The organism is Anaplasma phagocytophilum str. Webster, assembly GCF_000964685.1.
Taxonomy (GTDB): Bacteria; Pseudomonadota; Alphaproteobacteria; order Rickettsiales; family Anaplasmataceae; genus Anaplasma; species Anaplasma phagocytophilum.
In genome coordinates, this window is record NZ_LANS01000001.1 from 937,180 (window position 1) to 956,727 (window position 19,548).

A 19,548-nucleotide genomic window follows, 5' to 3' on the forward strand; every position below is an offset into this window, starting at 1 on the left:
ATTAAGCGTAGCTGACGACAGTGGGTTTGCGGAAAGTTACGAGAAGACGCACCGTGCTCTGTAAAGGCGCTAGGAGTACGGCCTCTTAGGGTGCTAATTGTTAGTGAGATAATTAGGGGATATTTTGTATGATACACACTAATACATAAAGTATTACTTAAAAAGAATAATCAGTGTCAGAAACGCGATAACTAGAGTTAAACAAAACGTTGATTTGGTAATGCCACCACTCTTGCGCGCATTCGCTGCTTGCCCGTGTGAGATAACTATATCGAGGCTTCTGTCAATCTTAGAAACGAGTAACCCAATATTCATCATCGATCTATATGCCTTGCACTGCTTAAGTCTTTCTACATATCCTATATTCTCATAATGATCTTTGACCCACAGTTCTGCAATTTTCCAAAAGTTCATTTCAGGAACTAGTTGTCTACAAATACCTTCTACCAGAACCATAGACTTCTGTAATAATAACAGCTTAGGTTGTACGCACATGTCAAAATCTGCGGTAATTTTGAAGAGCTGTGCAAGTAAAGAAGCTGTAGAAAAATTCTTAGTATCATCTACATCAGCTATAGGCTCCCATATTGAACGGCAAGCTGTAACGAATTGATCAAACCTTTCAGGAACATACCCTGCGTCAAAGTGTGCGGCAGCTACTCTGCGGTAGTCTCGATTGATAAACCCCACAAGTATTTCAGTTATATAGAAGCATGTTTCTTCATCAAGCCTCCCCATAATCCCGAAATCTACCACAATTATTCTGCTGTTTGCATCAACCATGAGATTGCCAGGATGCATATCTGCATGGAAAAATCCGTCTCTGTATACTTGATTACAGAAGGCTATTATCAGATTTTTAGCCAACAATTCTTTGTTCTGAAGCTCATCTACTCTGTATATAGGGGTTCCTTCTACCCATTGTAATGTTAGCACCCTTCTGCTTGTGTGTTTCCAGTCTACTTTGGGTACGTAGAAGTCTGAAGACTCAGCCCGTAAATTTTCCCTTAGTTCATCAGCACTTGCGGCTTCAAAGCGAAGATCCAACTCTAGCTTACAGATATCTGAGAACATCTCCACTAGCTGAGGCAATTTGAATCTACTGAGTATACCCAGAGCACTTGAAATATCTGCGATCTTACGCATCAGAGCTATATCTGCGCGAAATGATGCTTCTATACCCGGCCGAAGCACTTTGACAGCTTTCAGCTCTCCGTCCAATGTCCGTGCTCTATGCACCTGAGCTATTGACGCTGCAGCAACTGGTTCTTCATCAAACTCCAAGAAAATCTCATCCATTTTCTTGTGAAACTGGCTTTCTATTATAGAAACTACTTGGCTATAGGGGAATGGTGTGAGCTTGTCGCACAACGTGAGTAAGTTTCCCGCGACTTCTTCCCCCACTATATCTGCTCTAGAAGCTAGAAATTGTCCAAATTTTATAAACGTAGGACCCAGGCTGCGGAGGCATAAATGCACTCTTTCTCCATAGTTCTTTTTATGCTTTCTGTTTGAAAATATGCCAGCATTAGGAATAATTCCATATCGCAGTAGTGTGGCCCCTATCTTGCATAGTCTAGCTAGCCCGCTGATAGAACTAAACATTCTCTGGAAATACGCTCATAAATTTTGCACTCTCAGTGATCTCCTCAGGAGTTCCTTCACAGCGTATGGAGCGATTTATGCAGATTACACGATCTGAGCAAGCCATAACGCAGTGCAGATCATGAGATGTCATGATGATACTTATATTATACTTAGATACCAACTTACCTATCAACCGATAGAAATTGTTCTTTGCCTCAACGTCCATACAACTGACCGGTTCATCAAGCACGATCAGATCAGGTTTCATAACCATACACCTTGCAAGGAGTACTAACTGTATCTCTCCGGCTGAGAGCTCTGATATCTGTCTAGTAAGCAGTTTTGAGATGTCTACATACTGTATAACCGCCCGTAGGTCTAGGGATATTCCTCTGCCCCAACATGCACTTAGCAACAGGTACTCTACCGTCATAGGCATGAAACTGTTAACTTTAAAATTCTGCGGCATATATGCGATGATAGGTCTTTTGGTATAGTGAATGGTACCTATATAGTCTTGATTAATGCCTACTAGTACTCTCACCAAAGATGTTTTTCCTCCGCCATTAGGACCGAGGATTGTGATAATTTCACCGGGACGTATAGAGAAGCTGACATTATCTATTACCTTCCTATTTCCATAGAACAAGGTTATACTGTCAACAACAAGCATGGGTAGAACACTCTTCTGAAGCCCCGCGACGCGTGTGACAGGTTCCTTGATATGCTGACCAGAATACATATTATTTCGCTATTGGTGGCACTTCTCCTGCCTACAGCAGGATATACCGTTCCCAAAGTGGCTGCAACCATAAATCCAATACACTTCTTAGTAAGTGACGTAGGCCGCGGTGTAGTGAAGCCTTCGTTACCATCTATAGGTATGTCATGCGTGCATGACTATGTGCTGAAGCCTTCGGATGTGGCAAGCCTGAATGCAGCTGATATTGTCTTCTATGTAGATGAGAGTATGGAGCCTTATATTCAGAAGTTGGCAGACGGGCCTCAAAAAAAGCTTATTAGGCTCTCAGACGAAGTAGAACTACTATCGAATAGGGGGTACCACGGGAGTTATGAGGGGCAAAACACAAAGGATTTCCATATATGGTTAAATCCTGAGAATGCTAAAAAAATAATTGGCAAAATATGCTCAACTTTATCTGAAGCAGATCCAGAAAATGCGGAGATTTATAAGAAGAATGCTGAAAATGCTTTGGAGAAAATCTCTGCTATGACAGAGGATATCCATGAGATGCTAGCATCAGTAAAGAGTGTACCTTACATAGTTGCACATGATGCATATCAATATTTTGATCGCTATTTTGGGCTGCACTGTGTTGCTTCGTTATCATCGGGGCATATAACAGCAAAAGAGCTATTTTTGGCGCGAGCTGCAGCGAAGAAGCATGGAGTGAAATGCATTTTTACGGATATGTATAGCAACAAACAACGATATAAATTTATAAGTAAGAAGATAAAGATCCAAGCTGTAGATCCGATTGGCAGCTCAATTACTGTAGATGAGGATGGGTACTATCAACTGATGCAAACTCTGGCAGAAGGATTCAAAAAGTGTCTAGAATAACACGTTTAATTGAGCGGCTAGTTGTGTGAGATTTATATAAGATTTTCTGATCTTGAAGATGATAGGATGCATGTTTGGTCTGTAATATTACAGCTTCTAATTGCGAACGATCATGTAAGTCACCAGTAATTTTGCAGACTGTGGGTGTAAATAAGTGCAGGGAAAGTTTCTATATGCTGCACAGGGATGAGAGAGATATTAGTTCTTTGTAGTGAAACTAAGTTTCAGTAAGCAATATCAGTTATGTATGTGGCTGCATTAGTAAGTAACATGGTTGAGATGCAAGCGAGGGGATAATTTACAGATCGGATACTGTACAGTGAGTGCTTGACTTCTGCAGTTTGTATTGGAGCAGATTTTTAGAAACCTATTACGTTAAGGCTGCAACAGATTGGGGATATTGTAGCAAGGGAAGATGCGGCTGATACAGCATATCTACCGGCAAGGAGTTAGCTTCGTATTTTGTCATGTATCTTGTTTACGGAAGAGTTTAATTTGGAGAGGAGACTAAGGAACTGCGCTCCTCACTTTATCTGAGCGGTCTTTAGGTATATTTAGTGACTTTCGGATTTAATATCAGGGTTATAATAGAGTTCTGCGTCGGATTTACCTTGAGTACTATAATAGTGAAGCAAGGGGTTTTATATCTGAAATCTCTTGATACTGCGTTCACCTTGAGTTCCATTATCAGGTATAGGATTTTGCGTTTGGGTTCCTATTATCATAGCCATTCATAGAGTTATTATCAGTGCACGCACCAGGGGCAGGGGCGCATAGTCTTAGGTAACGGACTGAACATGAGGTGTATCGATCGTCTACATACTAAAGCTAACACAAATTTTTCAATTCAATGATTTCAGCTATATATCTCCGGAACATACTGAATTGTGGCAGTATTATTAGAGAGGATGAAACAGTATATCTACTAGCTAAGGAGTTAGCTTATGATGTTGTTACTGGGCAGACTGATAAGCTTACTGCTGCTCTTGCCAAAACCTCCGGTAAAGACATCGTTCAGTTTGCTAAGGCGGTTGGGGTTTCTCATCCCAGTATTGATGGGAAGGTTTGTAAGACGAAGTCGGCAGGTAAAGATAGTAGTCAAAAGAGTCAGTACGCAATGTACAAGGAAAGTACTGATATAAAGAGCACTACACTTGGTGGAACCGCATTATGTGGTGATAAAGGGTTCACCACGGGCAGCAATAATATTAGCAATGGACATAGTGAGACACCACAGTTTCTTGGACACTTTGTAGCAAAAACTCTAAAAGATGGAAACCTGAATTGGCCTACATCAAGTGGAGATGGAAAGAAGGATAACGACAACGCCGAAGCCGTAGCTAAAGACCTAGTAGAGAAACTCTCCCCTGACGAAAAAACCATAGTAGCAGGGCTACTTGCTAAAACTATTGAAGGGGGCGAGGTTGTTGAAATTAGGGCCGTTTCTTCTACCTTTGTAAGCATCTGATACGGCTTGCTATCGCTTCTGTTCAGGTTATCTTTGGGTACAGAGTAGTAGTGGTACTACCAGACCTCAACAGTTTTTACGTGACTTTGTTAAGGCCATGATACTAGAAGATGGTAGTAAGAATTGGCCTACTTCTAGGGAGGATACACGAAATACGCACACTAGGTCGGAAACTAACGACAACGCCAAAGCCGTAACCAAAGACCTAACAAAGCTCACCCCTGAAGAAAAAACCATAGTAGCTGGGTTACTTGCTAAAACTATTAAAGGGGGTGGGGGAGTTATTGAGATTAAGGCCATTTCTTCGGCTTCAGTTGTAATGAATGTTTGCTCAGATATTTTGGTAAGTAATATCGTGATGCCGTATGCTTGTGTTGGTTCAGGGATGAGCTTTATGGCGTAGTAGATGGGCATACTACAGCAAAATTTGCATATAGGTTAAAGGCAGGCCTTAGCTATAAACTTTCGAAAGAAGTTACAGCTTTTGCAGGTGGTTTTTACCATCATGTTGTAGGAGATGGTGTTTATGAAGATCTGCCGTTACGGCACTTAGCTGATGATATTAGCCTTGCAGAACATGCTAAGGATACTGCTATAGCTAGCTTTGATATGAGTTATGTTGGCGGTGAGTTTGGTGTTAGGCTAGCTTTTTGAGGTAAGAACAAATATAGGCAAAAATTCAATAGTCTTTCTTTGAGTTGTAATATCTGTCTTTTTTAAGGTCTCTCCCGTGAGAAGTTGGGTTCTGGTTAGCTTTATTGTAAGGTGCTGCCACCATTTGTAGGTTACGACGTACCTCTCCCCATGCTACGAAGGGTAGTATATTACGAGGCAGATCGTAACCAATACGAGGCTATAGCTAACTTTGATATGAGTTATATGGGTACTGAGTTTGGCGTTAGGTTCGCTTTTTGAGGTGGAGCAGGGTAACTTCTCTTGTGCCCTGTTTCTATTCCCGAATGGGGGTAGAGATGTGTAAGAGTGAAGCTACTATAGGACCCGCCAGTTTCCTGCCTCTGTAAGTACAACGCACGCTTTCAATGCATTACACAGTCTATGTACGTCTATTAGCTTGTGTGCAGCAGTAAATGTTAACCTCAGTCTCGGAGTTGGGGCTGTCGGAGGACGAATTGCTGATACTAAAATGCCCCGTTCAGCTAGGGCTTGCTCAGCAAGTATCACGCTTCTGACATCTTCCATAATCAAAGGCACTATGTGACTTTGCGGTTCAGGTAGTTCCATAATTTTGCAAAATTCTTTTGCAAGACGCATCGGAATTTCTGCGTAAGATTTGAAAAGGTCTATAGACGCACTTGCAGCTGCTATAATTGCCGGTGGTAAAGCAGTTGTATAAATAAAACTGCGTGACTTATTTAATAAGTACTCAATCGTAATTTTTGATGAGCACACAAATCCACCCAGTGCCCCCATTGCCTTGGAAAGTGTACCCACATATATGTCTGCTTGTAAGGAACTGAGCATACCAAAGCCATGAGCAGTATCTACAATGACCCAAGCATTCCACTCTTTTGCTAGTTGGATAAACTCGTCTACGGGAGCTAAGTCACCATCTACCCCGTATATGTTTTCTAGCAGAATTAGGCAGTTATCGTGTAGTTCCCTATACTTACTAATTAGTTGCATGCAGTGATCTACGTTATTGTGCGTAAACCTGTATATTGTAGCTCCGGATAATCTTGCTCCATCAAGAGAAGAAGCGTGTATGAACTTATCTGCCAAGATCATATCATGGCGACCTACCAATGCTGAGATGCTTCCTATATTTGCTGTATATCCGCTGCTAAATACCAACGCAGCTTCTGTTCCGTATAGTGATGCAAGTTTTGCTTCTATTTCTGCGTACTTTATTAGTAAGGTTTTTCATACCATTGCCAGTTTCCAAATGTGAAGTGGTGATTCTTGCACTCTGGGTATGAAAAAATGCCGAGATTGTATCTCTGGAGTAAGAATTAAAGTTGAATGTGTATTTCAAGCTAAGCATTTGATGTTCCCTAAAAACTCCCCATTGGAGGTCATTTTGTACGTTTTTATGAGGCATATTTCGGCTTATGTGCATGTCGAATTTCATGAATTGTTGTAGCTGTGAGATAACTACTCATACTGGTAGAGTTGCAGCCCAAGCTCTTGTGTATCCAACTTAGCAAACAAGATCTATTCTGGAATCTGATAGGCATGTTTCTAGGATTATTGCACGGGCAGTATGTATACCGATATCGCAGGGGAAGTACTGGCTCAGAAGTTTATGGCATTTGTCAGTACTCTTAGATATAGCAGTATGTTTGTGTTTAAGATCTACCAGCTAAAAAGCAAGGTTTATGTTTTATAGCATAGATAATTATTATATATTCGAGTTGTTTCCGTAAGTGGGTTCTGGCTGTGAAGTGGAATGATACTGAAGATATCGTATGCTTATTAGAGGAGCTGTATCCTGAGCAAGATATCTTTGCCCTGAGGTTTACTGAGCTTAGGGATATGGTTATTGCGTTGCCTGGGTTTTCTGATGATGGTGGTTGCAACGAGGGTGTTTTGGAGGCTATACAGATGTGTTGGGTATCTGAAAGGGAGGAGGAATAGTAACTCCTTTCTTTATCTAATGTAGATGGTTACTTGCCACGCATTGAGGAAAATTACTCAGGATTAGTTCTTAGACTGTTTTAGCTGATTGTGACTGTACAGAAAGAGAAGCTCTTGTCTGTGGTTTGGGACAACTGAGATCTCCAGCACTCCGCTTTTGAGAGTCAGGGTGTCGTGATATGGTTCTGAGAGCTTACCGAAGAGTTCGTACTGCTGCTTTTTAAGTAACTCAAATGCTTTATCGTCTATGAACTTACGACTTTCATATATTTTGCGTATTATGTCAGAATAGGTGGCACCCTTGTCGGTGCGTAAGTGCTCAAGTTGCCAGAACTTACTGAAATGGCCATTAAAAAACAGTAGTCTACCATCACTTCCGTATATCGCCGCAGCGCAAGGCAAACTGCGTAGGATATTCTTCTGCATTTGAGTATATCCCTTTATTTCCTCCATCAGCTGCCAGCTCTGAGTTATATCTTGCCCGTACCCAATAAAATCTCCTCTTTCTGTTGATATTTCAGTCAACGAATATAAACGTCTTTCGTTGTCTACTATCATGAAGATCTTCTCCTTCAGAGCAGTATTTTCCGAATCTCTGTGTGTAGCAGTCGCATGTTGTCTGGTAAAGATATCGCCATTCTTATTGTCTTTCATTAACTTGACATAAAATGGGTTGTGTATCTCCACATCAGAGCTAGGACTTCTCTTCCAAATGGGATAAGGCAGAGCATTTACCATGTCGCTATAATCGGCTAAACTTCGCGACAGTCTTGCGTTTTCCTTCTTCAAATTCGATATTAGAGACCTGCCACCTGTAACGTTCTGGATCCACAATAAAACCCCTACAATTCTGTCTTGGTCATCGACGATACTTTGTCCATGACAAAAACAATAGATTTCTGAATCTCTTCCCTTGAGATCTATTGCGAAAGACTTGTTTATCCTCCGGGCTTCGGAGAAGTTTTTTCTTAGTTGATCAGATTCTTCGAAAAAGTTTGCAAGCTCGTTAAAAGAGCAAAAAACACTGTTTAGCAGTATATGTAGGTTAGGAGAGAAACGCTCAACCCTCTTCTTTTCGTCCCAGAGATAAAATCCATCACCTAATGACAGTATTAAACTCGCAAGTAAGTTATTGTTATGTTTTAAGTCATTCATGCTTAAACTAGCATAAAAAGAGAAAATAGCAAAGACCGCTAGGACAAAAACTAAAATATAAGGGGCTATATACGTAAACATTCCCTAACTTTCCTTCACAATCTCTCCATATTCACTTTTACAAGTTCACATCCTATGCCGCAGGGGAAGGATAAAGGTACATGTTACCAGTAGCTTTAAAGCCCAGTCTTTCATATAAACTTACTGATTGTGCTACGCACTGAGCTACAGCATGTTCGCACCCAAAAAGTTCTACAGCAATTTGCATTCTGCGCTGCACCATCTCGCTTGCAATTCCCATATTTCTATACTCAGGCAATACGCCGTCGCTATACATTCCAACAACATTCTCGTGGACATACATGCCACATAGCCCAACTACTTTGTTAAACAACTTGGCTATGAAGAATCTCAGGCGCGACGGTTCTTTTTTCGTCATTCCCCTCAACAGTATTATCAGATCATCCGCCTTGCAACAGAAAATTTTTGCTGCTAGGTGATCCAACTCTACTAAGGCCTCCTGCGTGTTGACGAGATCTAGTACGAGGTTAGGGTGTTTTCTAACAAAGCTAGAGACTTTTGGAATCTTTTTGTAAACCTTCCGGGTAGAAGTAGGATTGAAAAGCCTTAATTTATCCGCAAGACCTCTCCAAGTCTTCATGTATGAATCCATGACCCAAGTAGCGTCGATTCCATCTTTATGCAGGTAGTTCAAGACTTCCTTTGCTGAACGTTCTGACTCTTCTAAGCTCCCGTCCCGACAGAAAACATAATTAAATAAAGAGTCGGCGCGGCCATTGATCGCCAGCACCAAGTTGCCTACCTCCATTGACGACCATTCAGACATTTTGACCGCATATAACATGTATTCTTTCAGATTCTCTGATGCTAAAGAAGAAAGGTGCATTTAATTATTCCCCCTACTTAACTATACGTGAGTGCTACATCACAACCACGCTCATTACGGCAAGAGTAACAACAGCAGCGTGCATTGCAGCAGCTGCATCATCTAACATTACTCCTAACGCCCCCTTTATGTTCTTGTCAACAAAACAGATAGGCCATGGTTTCACAATATCAAAAATGCGAAATGTGACAAATCCCGTTAGTGACAGAAACCACAATGACCCATCAGTAGATCTCAAACATATAGAGCCACTCTGCATTAAAGCGGCAATGATTACAAAGACCAAGAGCTGTCCACATACCTCATCCACCACAACTTCTTTAGGGTCACTAATTCCAGGATGGCATTTAAGATACTGTGCTACAGCAAATGTTCCCAGAACCATAAGAGCAGAAAAAAGCACAAAACCCACCGCGAAGCTTGTAATGGCAAGAGGAAAAAACAATAGCGCAGCAGCGCTGCCCACAGTACCAGGAGCTATAGGTGATCTTCCACACCCAAACCACGTGGCGACAATCTCACAACATGCCCGCAAGAGAAACTCCAAATTACATATCAAAAAAGTGCAAGCTGCACCCCAGCCTGCACTGCCTACGAACATTCCTAGGCAGCACAAACTTATGGAATACTATCTGAGCAACCATTTATTTACTGGATGACGTTCGCATTCATGCCCACTTCCTGCTCTAACGCAAGGACTCCGTATTCTTCGTTCCTCTTTCGAGAACAATCCTCCGCATCCCTGCAGCACAAGTACTACCGCAAACAAAAACAAAACCTTATAGAATCTCATGACGACCACTCCTAAAAAAGCAAAAGCTATAGGCAGAACTCAATGGCTAGTTGAAACAAAGCCAGACGCCAAGACAACCGAGACAAAGCGGTCCGCATTATAAACAAATCAGTTTCATAGTCAAGAAATAAGCCTGATAGTCAAACTTGTGGTACTAGCAATCTCAAGTTTAGGTGCTAGCGATCTTATTATTGACATATCAAATGTATAGTAGTATCAACAGGGGTTGAAACGGCGCGATGCTCAAGTTGTCTAACGGTGATTCGCGTCTGAGGTGGTGGTTCCGTAGCTCAGTGGTAGAGCGCCTGACTCTTAATCAGTGTGTCGCGTGTTCGAATCACGCCGGAACCACTTAGTGCTTTTACTAAGTGTGCTTAGTGGCGGAGGTTGCCTTAAGCGCGGCTGTTTTTTTTCATAGGTTCTGCAGGGTTTTGTTTGTTTCGGAACGGAGCCATACTATCTATGTTTTGTGTTTGGCTGTGTGCCTTGGTTGCTTGTGCGGATATGGCGGAATTGGTAGACGTGCTAGGTTTAGGTCCTAGTGAGTTATGCTCGTGGGGGTTCAAGTCCCTCTATCCGCACTCCTGTGTGCTTGGAGTGTAAGAGGAGTGTTTTTATGCAGCAGTTCTATTGTGTCAAAGAGGTTCTCAACGAGCGGCTTAAGCGTGGGTATGAGTTTGCTGTCAAAAACGAGTACATAGAAGAGAAGGTAACTGAGAAGCTTCAGGGGATTGCGGCTACAGCACGTATGGATGGTTTTAGGAAGGGTAAGGTTTCTCCGGAGTTTGTGCGCAGAATGTATGGAGAGAGTATAGCGGGCGAAGTAGTAGCGCAGGTTATTGATGATATTTCTTCTAAGTTTCTGAAGGAGGGTGACTTCGGAGGTATAGTGACTTCAGGTGTGGAAATCAAGGCTTATCCCAAGGTTTGTTCGAATAGTGAGGGCGATGGGGGTTTGGTTTATGAGCTGAAGTTTGAGGTAATGCCGGAGGTTCCAGTTGTTGATATTGATGGTATTACTCTGAAGGAGATTGAGGTAAATATCTCGCAAGAGGATGTTGATGAGTTTCTAGAAGATCTTAAGGCAAACTACCCGAGCTTTGTTGATGTTGATGATGAATCTCGTGGGGTTTCAGATGGTGATCGGGTGACGATAAGTTATCGTAGCGCGTTTAAGGGAAAGGCGCTGAGAGGAGGAAGTGCGCAGGGGTTTACATTTGTTTTGGGAAAGGGGCAATTGCTAGAGCAGTTTGAGAGGCAAATTGTTGGAATGAAGAAGGGTGAATCTAAGGAATTTAAGTTGGAGTTCCCTCTCGATTATATGGCTAAGCACTTTGCTGGAAAGGAAGTAGACATGCATGTGACGGTAGAGAGACTTAGCGTAAAGGATGAGATAAGTGACAGGGAGACATTGGCGAGCAAGTGTGGCTTTGGGAGCGTAGAAGATATGGTGAAGTTTGCCACGGATGGTCTCAATCGTCGTTTTGCGGATATGGGTAGTGTAGTGGCTAAGAGAGAGCTGCTTGAACATTTGGATGCGTCGTACAGTGTGGATGTTCCTGAATATATAGTTGCTCAAGAGCTTGGAAGGATGCGTCGTGAGCTAGAAGAAGGGGATTTGAATGATGCTGAGGCTCTGACTAAGGAAGCTGAGCAGCGTGTAAAGCTTGGTATGTTGCTCATGAAGGTGGCAACTGATGCTGGGGTTGCTGTGGAGGTCAATGATATTTTGTCCTTTATCAGGGTGAATTACTCTGCCTACGGAAGGAGCATGGAAGATGTGCTTAAGCTTTTTAAGAACAGAGAGGATTTTAGGGAACACGTGAAGGGAAAAGTCCTTGAAGATAAGGTGGTCAGGTATATAATTTCCAGGGCTAAAAAGGATAAGCAAAGCATGTCTGCGGGGGAGCTTAAATCGCTTTTTGAGAGTGTGTAGGTAATAGTTTTAAGCTTGTCTTGAGGGTTTGTGTATGGGATTTGGGGGGTAGTCTATGAACTTGGTTCCGATGGTAGTTGAGCAGACTGGTAGGGGTGAGCGGGCGTATGATATCTATTCTAGATTGCTGAAAGAGAGGATTATATTCGTTACGGGGCCTATCGAAGATGAGATGGCAAGTCTCATAGTTGCGCAGTTAGTATTTCTGGAAGCTGAAGATCCTGAGAAGGATATATCCATGTATATAAATTCGCCAGGTGGTGTGGTGACGGCTGGGCTATCTATATACGACACTATGCAGTATATAAAGCCGAATGTTGCTACGCTTTGTTTGGGGCAAGCGGCATCTATGGGGTCTCTTTTGTTGTGTGCAGGGGCGCCTGGGATGCGTTGTGCACTTCCGAATTCTAGAGTTATGATTCATCAGCCATCTGGTGGTTTTCGTGGACAGGCTACTGATATAGAGATACACGCTAGAGAGATATTGGAGATAAAACGTAGGCTAAATGAGATTTTCGTTCGGCATACTGGTAAATCTTTGGAAGAGATAGAGAGTAGCATGGAAAGGGATAATTTCATGATTGCCGAGAAGGCGCGGGATTTCGGTATTATAGATAAGGTGATAGAAAAGCGTATTGAGGAAAAGTAGTAGGAAGGTAAATGTCTGAGACGAAGAAAGGCGCTTATAGTTGTTCATTTTGCGGTAAGTTGCATAGTGAAGTAAAGAAGCTGATAGCCGGTCCTGAGGCATACATTTGTAATGAGTGTGTTGAATTATGTGGTGGTATATTGCAGGAGGAGAATCTACCTGCTAAGCAGGGTAGGTTTGATCTGAAGCCGCGGGAGATAAAAGAGGTTCTGGACGAGTATGTGATAGGTCAGGAGCATTCTAAGAAGGTTTTGTCTGTTGCTGTATATAATCACTACAAACGTTTGAGGAACTCTGGGGTTATTAGTGAAGTTGAGATATCGAAATCGAATGTTTTGCTTATAGGTCCCACTGGGTCGGGGAAGACTCTACTTGCGCGGACTTTGGCGAGGGTATTGCAGGTGCCTTTCGCTATGGCTGACGCTACTACACTTACAGAAGCTGGGTATGTTGGGGAAGATGTAGAGAACATCTTGCTTAAGCTATTGCAGGCAGCAAATTTTAATGTTGAGGCTGCGCAGCGTGGTATAATTTACATAGATGAAGTTGATAAGATATCTAGGAAGTCTGAGAATGCGTCGATTACCAGAGATGTATCGGGAGAGGGGGTACAGCAAGCTCTATTGAAGGTAATAGAGGGGACGGTATCGTCTGTTCCTCCGCAGGGTGGTAGGAAGCATCCTCATCAGGAGTTTATACAAATCAGCACTGATAATATCTTGTTTATTTTTGGTGGTGCGTTTGATGGGCTTGAGAAAATTATAGAGGCTCGTAATCGTGGAAGCTCCATGGGGTTTGAGGCGAACGTGCAAAGCATGGTGAGTCCGACGAAAGATGTTTTATCCTATGCAGAGCCTGAAGATTTGGTTAAATTTGGACTTATTCCGGAGTTTATAGGTAGGATTCCTGTTATTACTTCATTGGGTAAGTTGGATGAGAATACGCTTTTTCGGGTATTAGTGGAGCCGAAGAATTCTTTGGTGAAGCAGTACGCTAAATTATTTGAGATGGATAATTTAGAGTTGAAGTTTGATGATGACGCGTTGATGGCTATCGCGAGGAAGGCTGTTGACCGCAATACTGGGGCTCGTGGTCTCAGGGCAATAATGGAGTCATTGTTGCTTGACTTTATGTTTGATCCGCAGGGATGTGCGCATGAGGGGAAAGTCTCGATAAGTAAGGAGATGGTGGAGAACTTGGTTCTAGGCAAGAACTGTTTTGAAGATGCTAGGAAGGGGAATCTTTATGGAAGAGGGTAAAGTTGTGTTACTTCCCGTCTTGATGCTGAGAGACACGGTTGTATTCCCTAGGGTTGTTGTGCCTCTCTCGGTTGGGCGCGGAAAGTCCGTTAATGCGCTCGAGTATACTGCGAAGACGGAGGGATGTAAGATTCTGCTGTTGACGCAGATTGATGGTTCTGTTGATAACCCGGGCAATGATGATTTGTATACTGTGGGTGTAGTAGCTGATGTTGTGCAATTGTTACGGTTGCCTGATGGTGTATTGAAAGTTTTAATAAAGGGTGAGAGTAGGGCTAAGGTTCTAAATCTAGTAGATGAGGGAGATTTTTTAAGCGCAAGCGTTGAAATTATTGAGGATGATGAAGACGTTGAGATAGATAGTAGGGTGGAAGCGCTAAGGAGATCGGTTCTGCGTGAATTTGATGTATGGAACAAGCTTAGCAAGAAGATGCAGCCGGAGGTTGTTGCCTCTACGTACGAGATCAAGAAATTAGGGCATCTATCTGATGTTGTGGCTTCTCATCTTGCGGTTAGTATAGAAGATAAGCAGAAGGTTATTGAGGAGTTTTGTGTAGTCAAGCGTCTCGACCTGGTCTTCGGCATGATAAAGCTGGAGATAGGGGTTTTGAATGCTCAGAAAAAGATAGATGATAGGGTGCGGTCTCAGGTAGAGGCTACTCATAAAGTGTATTACTTGAATGAGCAATTAAAGGCTATTCAGCGTGAATTGGAAGAGAGTGATGGTTCGTGCTGTGATAGTGATTCTGCTAGTGAATTTGAGAAAAGGATAAATGCCACTCCGCTATCGGAGGAGGCTAGGGAACGTGCTTTGAGTGATTTGAAGCGCTACAGGAAAATGAATTTGATGTCTCCCGAGGCTAATATCATTTCTGGTTATATGCAATGGTTGCTTGATTTGCCATGGGGGAAGTTTAAGAGCGGCAAGATAGATATGACCAGCTCTGCGAAAATCCTTAACAACAACCACTTTGGCATGGATAAGGTTAAGGAGAGGGTGCTGGAATTTTTAGCTGTTTTGAAGAGGGTGAAGAAGCCTAAGGGTTCAGTTTTATGTTTCGTTGGTCCTCCTGGTGTGGGAAAAACTTCACTGGCTAAGTCTATAGCAGAGGCTACGGGGCGCGAGTTTGTGCGCGTATCATTAGGTGGTGTGCATGATGAGTCTGAGATACGTGGGCACCGGCGCACTTATGTAGGTGCAATGCCTGGGAAGATAATAAAGCAGATGAAGCGTGCTAAGACTTGTAATCCGTTATTCTTGTTGGATGAAATAGATAAGGTGGGGTCGGATTATAGGGGTGATCCGGTTGCGGCTCTATTAGAAGTGTTGGACCCTGAGCACAACAAGCATTTCGTCGATAATTACCTCGAGGTGGAGTTTGACCTTTCGAATGTTATGTTTGTTGCGACTGCAAACAATCTCAATTTTCAGAAGCCTTTGCTAGATAGGATGGAGATAATTCAGCTTTCTGGGTACACGGAGGAGGAGAAGCTGCAGATTGCCAAGGTTCATCTTATTCCTGGTTTGCGTAAGGAGCATGGTTTACGTGAGAAGGAGTGGGATATTTCTGCTGAAGCGATTTGTGATTTAATTAGGTTTTACACTAGGGAGAGTGGTGTTAGAGGCTTAAGGAGAGAATTGTCTTCGTTGATGCGGGGGGCTGTGAAGGAAATTCTCACTAATAAAGATGTAAAAAGCGTATTTGTAACGCCTGAGAATGTGGATAAGTATGTAGGTGTGCGCAAGTACGACTATGGTATTAAAGAGAAAAGCAGCATGGTGGGAGTTGTTACTGGGCTTGCGTATACGGAGACTGGTGGTGATCTCTTAACCATAGAATCGGTGATGATGCCTGGTAGGGGTGGTATAAAATGCACTGGTAAGCTTGGGGAGGTTATGCAAGAGTCTGTGAAGGCTGCATATAGCTATGTGCGTTCTCGGTGTTTTGAGTTTGGGATTAAATCTAAGGATTTTCAGAGCAAGGATATACACGTGCATGTTCCCGAGGGAGCGATACCGAAAGATGGTCCATCGGCGGGTATAGCTATGTGCATTTCTATTGTGTCGCTGATGACTGGTATTCCTGTGAAAAACTCGGTGGCAATGACTGGGGAGGTTACTCTTCGGGGTAGAGTGCTGCCTATAGGTGGATTGAAGGAGAAGTTGTTGGCTGCAATGCGTGGTGGTGTGACGACTGTTATTCTTCCTATTAAGAATAAAAAGGATTTTGCAGAACTTCCTGAGAGTGTTAAGCAATCCCTGGAGCTGGTGCTGGTTTCTAGTGTAGATGAAGTTATAGCTTGCGCGCTAGAGTCACCAGTTGTACCTTTGAGCGAGGATGAGGTATTTGTCAATCAGATGTCAGGTGTTGGTGATTGTTCTTTTCTGAATTAAGTTGAGTAGTTGCTTGGGTTCTGATTGTGTTTCCCTTTTCGTTTTGGGGCGAGGGGTAGTTAGGATGTGGTACTTTTACCGCTAGGTGTGGTGGGTGTTTTTGTTAGTTGGAGAATTGGCAGTATGGGTTGGGACTTTAAGAGCTGTTGATAGTGTATTGGTGATAGGTTTTCTTAAGTTTTTGTAATATTGCTCAGGGGTATACGGTAGGTTGCTTAGGGTTCTTGAATTTGCAGTGTAGGTGTTGCTGTATGCGTTCAAGTTGCTGTTAGCATTCTGTGTATACTGATGAGTAAAACTCGTTGTAAATTATTCGTCTGTGTAATACAATGAGGTTTGAGGGGCTGTAGCTCAGTGGTTAGAGCGACTCGCTCATAACGAGTGGGCCGTAGGTTCAAATCCTACCAGCCCCACGTTTTGTCTGGCGTGTTTGTCATGTCGACAATTTCTTAGTATGTGGGGGGAGATATCCTTTTAGTGGTTTGGCAGGGTAAGTGATAGAACGTTTTATTGGGGGGTGCCATGAAGGTAGTGTTTATGGGGTCTTCGGAGTTCTCACTTCCAGCTTTTGAGGCTTTAGTCTCTGCTGATTCCTATGATGTTGTTGCCGTATATACAAAAGCGCCTAAGCCTGCGGGGCGTGGGTACGCGTTAACTAAGACTCCTGTTCATATTTGTGCTGAGGGGAAGGGTATTCCCGTAAGAAGTCCTGTATCACTTAGGGCTGAAGGAGAAGAAAGCATAATGGCTGAGTATGCACCCGACGTTATAGTGGTGGTTTCGTACGGGCTTATGTTACCCAAGTGGACATTGACTGCATCTCGAATGGGGTGTGTAAATATACATCCTTCATTGTTACCCAGATGGCGTGGAGCTGCGCCTATGCAGCATGCTATTTTATCAGGGGATACGGTCACTGGGGTGACTATTATGCAGATTAATGAATTTATGGATGCGGGAGATATATATCTTCAGGAAGTTACAGAAATAGGTGAAAAGGAGAATATATTGGATCTTAGTAGAAGGCTTTCTGTAATGGGTAGTAGGATGCTCCTGAAAGTCTTGGATAGTATAGGGAGTATTCAACCTATTAAGCAGGACGAATCAGGGGTTACAATTGCTAATAAGTTAGAAGAATTTCGAATAGATTTTGAGGAAGCGGCAGATGTGATATGCCGCAGGATTCGGGCTTTATATCCTAAAATGTATTTTATGCTTGATGGTTCTAGGGTTAGGGTTTTGGAAGCTGAGAGCTATGAATTTGCAGAAATGAATATAGGGGATGTAATAAATAACGAGCTACACATAAGGTGTGGGGGGAATACAGCATTGGTTCCTCTGGTTGTACAGCAAGAGTCAAAAAAGCCATGTGATATTAAGAGCTTTTTGTGCAGGTTTAGAGGCAAGTCTATGCCTGTTGTATCATAAGTTGGCGATTATCTTTCAATTCGATAATTTTTCTTGAATCTGTTGTAGGGAGGGGGTATGTGACCTCTGGTCTCTCTGGTCTCTCTGGTCTCTCTGGTCTCTCTGGTCTCTCTGGTCTCTCTGGTCTCTCTGGTCTCTCTGGTCTCTCTGGTCTCTCTGGTCTCTCTGGTCTCTCTGGTCTCTCTGGTCTCTCTGGTCTCTCTGGTCTCTCTGGTCTCTCTGGTCTCTCTGGTCTCTCTGGTCTCTCTGGTCTCTCTGGTCTCTCTGGTCTCTCTGGTCTCTCTGGTCTCTCTGGTCTCTCTGGTCTCTCTGGTCTCTCTGGTCTCTCTGGTCTCTCTGGTCTCTCTGGTCTCTCTGGTCTCTCTGGTCTCTCTGGTCTCTCTGGTCTCTCTGGTCTCTCTGGTCTCTCTGGTCTCTCTGGTCTCTCTGGTCTCTCTGGTCTCTCTGGTCTCTCTGGTCTCTCTGGTCTCTCTGGTCTCTCTGGTAGTCTAAAGATATTTTAAGTTGTAGAGATCACATAGATCTATGAATTGCTAGTGTTATATTAGTTACATGTTCATGAGAAGTTTTAGGGCCCCTGAGTTTTAGTATGCGCACAATGATAGGGGGCTTGCTTATTGTCCTAGAAAAATAAAAGGTAAACTTGCTCTTCTCCAGGTAATATTGAGGAATAATATTCCGCGTGTTGGGAAGGGGCTGCTGTTTATATGGTTGTGCTCTGCGTAGGGCTAAAAAGTATGGGCGGTTTTTGACAACATGTAAGGCAGATTTATGCTTTTACGGTTTTTTACTATTACATATACGTGGAATAGGCATTCCTAGAAATGTACGTGTATTGCTGCATGGTGAGAAATTGACAATGTTTTCCTTCTAGAATAGCATAGGGCCATGGGTAGAAATTTAGATATGCTTATGTCTATGGGCTTTGTGGTGGCGGCTTTTTACCGTTTTGTCCACTTGCATAATTACTATGACATGCGGTCTGTGATACTGGAATTTTGTCAGGAGCATGGCATAAAGGGAACGGTAATATTGGCAGAACAAGGTATAAATGCGACTATTTCTGGGGAGCGGGACGCTATAAATAAGTTTTTCTCTTTTTTAGATTTGGACCATAGATTAGCCGATATGAAATACCACGAAAGCTATTCTAGTAGGCTGCCTTTTTCTAAAATGAAGGTACGTTTGAAAAAAGAAGTTGTTAGACTTGGCATCGACGATTTTGACTGTTCTTCGATGAGGGGGGAGTATGTGGACCCTAAAGCGTGGAATGATCTCATAACTAAGCCTGGTATGCATGTTATTGATACCAGGAATGACTATGAGATAAAGTTTGGTAGATTTAAGCACTCTATAAATCCAGGGACTACTTCTTTTAGGGAGTTTCCTGATTGGGCTAGAAAGTGGGCTGAAGGCAAAGATAAGGATGTAGGTGTGGCTATGTACTGCACTGGTGGGATAAGATGTGAGAAGTCCACTGCGTTTCTTAAGAGCTTAGGGTTTGAGAATGTGTATCACCTTAAGGGAGGCATCTTGAATTATCTGCAGTCTGTCAAAGGGGCTGATAGCTTATGGGAGGGGGACTGCTTTGTTTTTGATGAGCGTGTTGCAGTAGATAATAACATTGCTCCCAGCGAGGATATTAAGTGCGTAAAGTGTTTTGGCAAGGTAGATGAAGCTGATTTGCGATCTGTTTCCAAGGGACATATTGTATGTGGTGCTTGTAAATCTGCAGACGTATCGTAAGAGAAGATATAGATTTTAACTGTATTATTTGTGGAATGGTTTGCC

At 42.9% G+C, this 19,548-nt stretch carries 17 protein-coding genes, 3 tRNA genes and 2 pseudogenes; 15 read left to right on the plus strand and 7 right to left on the minus strand.

Annotation, left to right across the window (positions count from 1 at the left end):
* Nucleotides 1-153: 153 nt before the first annotated feature.
* Nucleotides 154-1,605 (minus strand): 2-polyprenylphenol 6-hydroxylase, encoded by a 1,452-nt coding sequence (gene ubiB, locus APHWEB_RS03945; RefSeq protein WP_011451060.1) that lies wholly within the window; start codon nt 1,603-1,605, stop codon nt 154-156.
* Nucleotides 1,598-2,260, minus strand: coding sequence for a metal ABC transporter ATP-binding protein (locus tag APHWEB_RS03950; protein WP_011451059.1), 663 nt, complete (start codon nt 2,258-2,260; stop codon nt 1,598-1,600). The genes ubiB and APHWEB_RS03950 overlap by 8 nt, the downstream gene beginning before the upstream one ends.
* Before the next feature lie 51 nt (nt 2,261-2,311).
* Between APHWEB_RS03950 and APHWEB_RS03955 the strand changes: the two genes are divergently transcribed.
* The 4 genes and pseudogenes from APHWEB_RS03955 (at nt 2,312) to APHWEB_RS06800 (ending at nt 5,555) form a co-directional block, all read left to right on the plus strand.
* Nucleotides 2,312-3,172 (plus strand): zinc ABC transporter substrate-binding protein, encoded by an 861-nt coding sequence (locus tag APHWEB_RS03955; RefSeq protein ID WP_011451058.1) that lies wholly within the window; start codon nt 2,312-2,314, stop codon nt 3,170-3,172.
* 871 nt (nt 3,173-4,043) lie between these two features.
* Nucleotides 4,044-4,637, plus strand: a pseudogene (locus APHWEB_RS03960) (P44/Msp2 family outer membrane protein); the annotation flags it as partial.
* Between the two features lie 46 nt (nt 4,638-4,683).
* Nucleotides 4,684-5,294: pseudogene (locus tag APHWEB_RS06065) on the plus strand (P44/Msp2 family outer membrane protein); the annotation flags it as partial.
* Nucleotides 5,295-5,444: 150 nt separating this feature from the next.
* Nucleotides 5,445-5,555 (plus strand): P44/Msp2 family outer membrane protein, encoded by a 111-nt coding sequence (locus tag APHWEB_RS06800; protein WP_020849030.1) that lies wholly within the window; start codon nt 5,445-5,447, stop codon nt 5,553-5,555.
* A 75-nt stretch (nt 5,556-5,630) separates the two neighbouring features.
* On the opposite strand, the gene APHWEB_RS03970 is transcribed toward APHWEB_RS06800, so the two are convergent.
* Entirely contained in the window at nt 5,631-6,509 is an 879-nt protein-coding gene (locus APHWEB_RS03970; protein WP_080651077.1) for an aminotransferase class I/II-fold pyridoxal phosphate-dependent enzyme, read from the minus strand.
* 528 nt (nt 6,510-7,037) lie between these two features.
* On the opposite strand from APHWEB_RS03970, the gene iscX reads away from it, so the two are divergent.
* Entirely contained in the window at nt 7,038-7,235 is a 198-nt protein-coding gene (gene iscX / locus APHWEB_RS03975; RefSeq protein WP_011451055.1) for a Fe-S cluster assembly protein IscX, read from the plus strand.
* A 63-nt stretch (nt 7,236-7,298) separates the two neighbouring features.
* Here the strand turns inward: iscX and APHWEB_RS03980 are convergent, their stop codons facing one another.
* The 4 genes from APHWEB_RS03980 to APHWEB_RS06705 all read right to left on the minus strand — a co-directional run bounded on the left by APHWEB_RS03980 (nt 7,299) and on the right by APHWEB_RS06705 (nt 10,090).
* Nucleotides 7,299-8,471 (minus strand): hypothetical protein, encoded by a 1,173-nt coding sequence (locus APHWEB_RS03980; RefSeq protein WP_011451054.1) that lies wholly within the window; start codon nt 8,469-8,471, stop codon nt 7,299-7,301.
* A gap of 52 nt (nt 8,472-8,523) precedes the next feature.
* The gene (locus tag APHWEB_RS03985) at nt 8,524-9,219 is read right to left on the minus strand and encodes a GNAT family N-acetyltransferase (RefSeq protein WP_226988808.1); all 696 of its coding nucleotides are present in this window, start codon (nt 9,217-9,219) and stop codon (nt 8,524-8,526) included.
* Between the two features lie 112 nt (nt 9,220-9,331).
* Nucleotides 9,332-9,898: a phosphatidylglycerophosphatase A family protein gene (locus tag APHWEB_RS03990; RefSeq protein WP_020849029.1), complete on the minus strand. Its 567-nt coding sequence runs from the start codon at nt 9,896-9,898 to the stop codon at nt 9,332-9,334.
* A gap of 27 nt (nt 9,899-9,925) precedes the next feature.
* Nucleotides 9,926-10,090, minus strand: a complete 165-nt coding sequence (locus APHWEB_RS06705) for a hypothetical protein (protein ID WP_155238385.1) — start codon at nt 10,088-10,090, stop codon at nt 9,926-9,928.
* Nucleotides 10,091-10,369: 279 nt separating this feature from the next.
* On the opposite strand from APHWEB_RS06705, the gene APHWEB_RS03995 reads away from it, so the two are divergent.
* The 10 genes from APHWEB_RS03995 (at nt 10,370) to trhO (ending at nt 19,503) form a co-directional block, all read left to right on the plus strand.
* Nucleotides 10,370-10,441: transfer RNA gene (locus APHWEB_RS03995), tRNA-Lys, on the plus strand.
* Between the two features lie 147 nt (nt 10,442-10,588).
* Nucleotides 10,589-10,671: transfer RNA gene (locus tag APHWEB_RS04000), tRNA-Leu, on the plus strand.
* Nucleotides 10,672-10,706: 35 nt separating this feature from the next.
* Nucleotides 10,707-12,026, plus strand: coding sequence for a trigger factor (tig, locus tag APHWEB_RS04005; protein ID WP_021799081.1), 1,320 nt, complete (start codon nt 10,707-10,709; stop codon nt 12,024-12,026).
* Between the two features lie 55 nt (nt 12,027-12,081).
* The gene (gene clpP, locus APHWEB_RS04010; RefSeq protein ID WP_011451050.1) at nt 12,082-12,675 is read left to right on the plus strand and encodes an ATP-dependent Clp endopeptidase proteolytic subunit ClpP; all 594 of its coding nucleotides are present in this window, start codon (nt 12,082-12,084) and stop codon (nt 12,673-12,675) included.
* 11 nt (nt 12,676-12,686) lie between these two features.
* Nucleotides 12,687-13,934: an ATP-dependent Clp protease ATP-binding subunit ClpX gene (gene clpX / locus APHWEB_RS04015; RefSeq protein WP_011451049.1), complete on the plus strand. Its 1,248-nt coding sequence runs from the start codon at nt 12,687-12,689 to the stop codon at nt 13,932-13,934.
* Nucleotides 13,921-16,329, plus strand: a complete 2,409-nt coding sequence (gene lon / locus APHWEB_RS04020; protein ID WP_011451048.1) for an endopeptidase La — start codon at nt 13,921-13,923, stop codon at nt 16,327-16,329. Before clpX ends, lon begins: the two co-directional genes overlap by 14 nt.
* 340 nt (nt 16,330-16,669) lie before the next feature.
* A tRNA-Ile gene (locus APHWEB_RS04025) sits at nt 16,670-16,742 on the plus strand.
* Between the two features lie 109 nt (nt 16,743-16,851).
* Nucleotides 16,852-17,757, plus strand: a complete 906-nt coding sequence (fmt, locus tag APHWEB_RS04030; RefSeq protein WP_011451046.1) for a methionyl-tRNA formyltransferase — start codon at nt 16,852-16,854, stop codon at nt 17,755-17,757.
* Nucleotides 17,758-17,816: 59 nt separating this feature from the next.
* Nucleotides 17,817-18,260, plus strand: a complete 444-nt coding sequence (locus tag APHWEB_RS04035) for a hypothetical protein (RefSeq protein WP_162183401.1) — start codon at nt 17,817-17,819, stop codon at nt 18,258-18,260.
* A 415-nt stretch (nt 18,261-18,675) separates the two neighbouring features.
* A complete protein-coding gene (gene trhO / locus APHWEB_RS04045; protein ID WP_044104284.1) occupies nt 18,676-19,503 on the plus strand; it encodes an oxygen-dependent tRNA uridine(34) hydroxylase TrhO in 828 nt (275 codons plus the stop codon).
* The last annotated feature ends 45 nt before the right edge of the window (nt 19,504-19,548 follow it).

What these genes read in the sequence shown, in the direction of transcription:
- ubiB (WP_011451060.1), bottom strand. Translation starts at nt 1,605, where the DNA reads ATGTTTAGTTCTATCAGCGGGCTAGCTAGACTATGCAAGATAGGGGCC.
- APHWEB_RS03950 (WP_011451059.1), bottom strand. Translation starts at nt 2,260, where the DNA reads ATGCTTGTTGTTGACAGTATAACCTTGTTCTATGGAAATAGGAAGGTA.
- APHWEB_RS03955 (WP_011451058.1), top strand. Translation starts at nt 2,312, where the DNA reads ATGCTGACCAGAATACATATTATTTCGCTATTGGTGGCACTTCTCCTG.
- APHWEB_RS06800 (WP_020849030.1), top strand. Translation starts at nt 5,445, where the DNA reads ATGCTACGAAGGGTAGTATATTACGAGGCAGATCGTAACCAATACGAG.
- APHWEB_RS03980 (WP_011451054.1), bottom strand. Translation starts at nt 8,471, where the DNA reads ATGTTTACGTATATAGCCCCTTATATTTTAGTTTTTGTCCTAGCGGTC.
- APHWEB_RS03985 (WP_226988808.1), bottom strand. Translation starts at nt 9,219, where the DNA reads ATGGAGGTAGGCAACTTGGTGCTGGCGATCAATGGCCGCGCCGACTCT.
- APHWEB_RS03990 (WP_020849029.1), bottom strand. Translation starts at nt 9,898, where the DNA reads ATGTTCGTAGGCAGTGCAGGCTGGGGTGCAGCTTGCACTTTTTTGATA.
- APHWEB_RS06705 (WP_155238385.1), bottom strand. Translation starts at nt 10,090, where the DNA reads ATGAGATTCTATAAGGTTTTGTTTTTGTTTGCGGTAGTACTTGTGCTG.
- tig (WP_021799081.1), top strand. Translation starts at nt 10,707, where the DNA reads ATGCAGCAGTTCTATTGTGTCAAAGAGGTTCTCAACGAGCGGCTTAAG.
- clpP (WP_011451050.1), top strand. Translation starts at nt 12,082, where the DNA reads ATGAACTTGGTTCCGATGGTAGTTGAGCAGACTGGTAGGGGTGAGCGG.
- clpX (WP_011451049.1), top strand. Translation starts at nt 12,687, where the DNA reads ATGTCTGAGACGAAGAAAGGCGCTTATAGTTGTTCATTTTGCGGTAAG.
- lon (WP_011451048.1), top strand. Translation starts at nt 13,921, where the DNA reads ATGGAAGAGGGTAAAGTTGTGTTACTTCCCGTCTTGATGCTGAGAGAC.
- fmt (WP_011451046.1), top strand. Translation starts at nt 16,852, where the DNA reads ATGAAGGTAGTGTTTATGGGGTCTTCGGAGTTCTCACTTCCAGCTTTT.
- trhO (WP_044104284.1), top strand. Translation starts at nt 18,676, where the DNA reads ATGGGCTTTGTGGTGGCGGCTTTTTACCGTTTTGTCCACTTGCATAAT.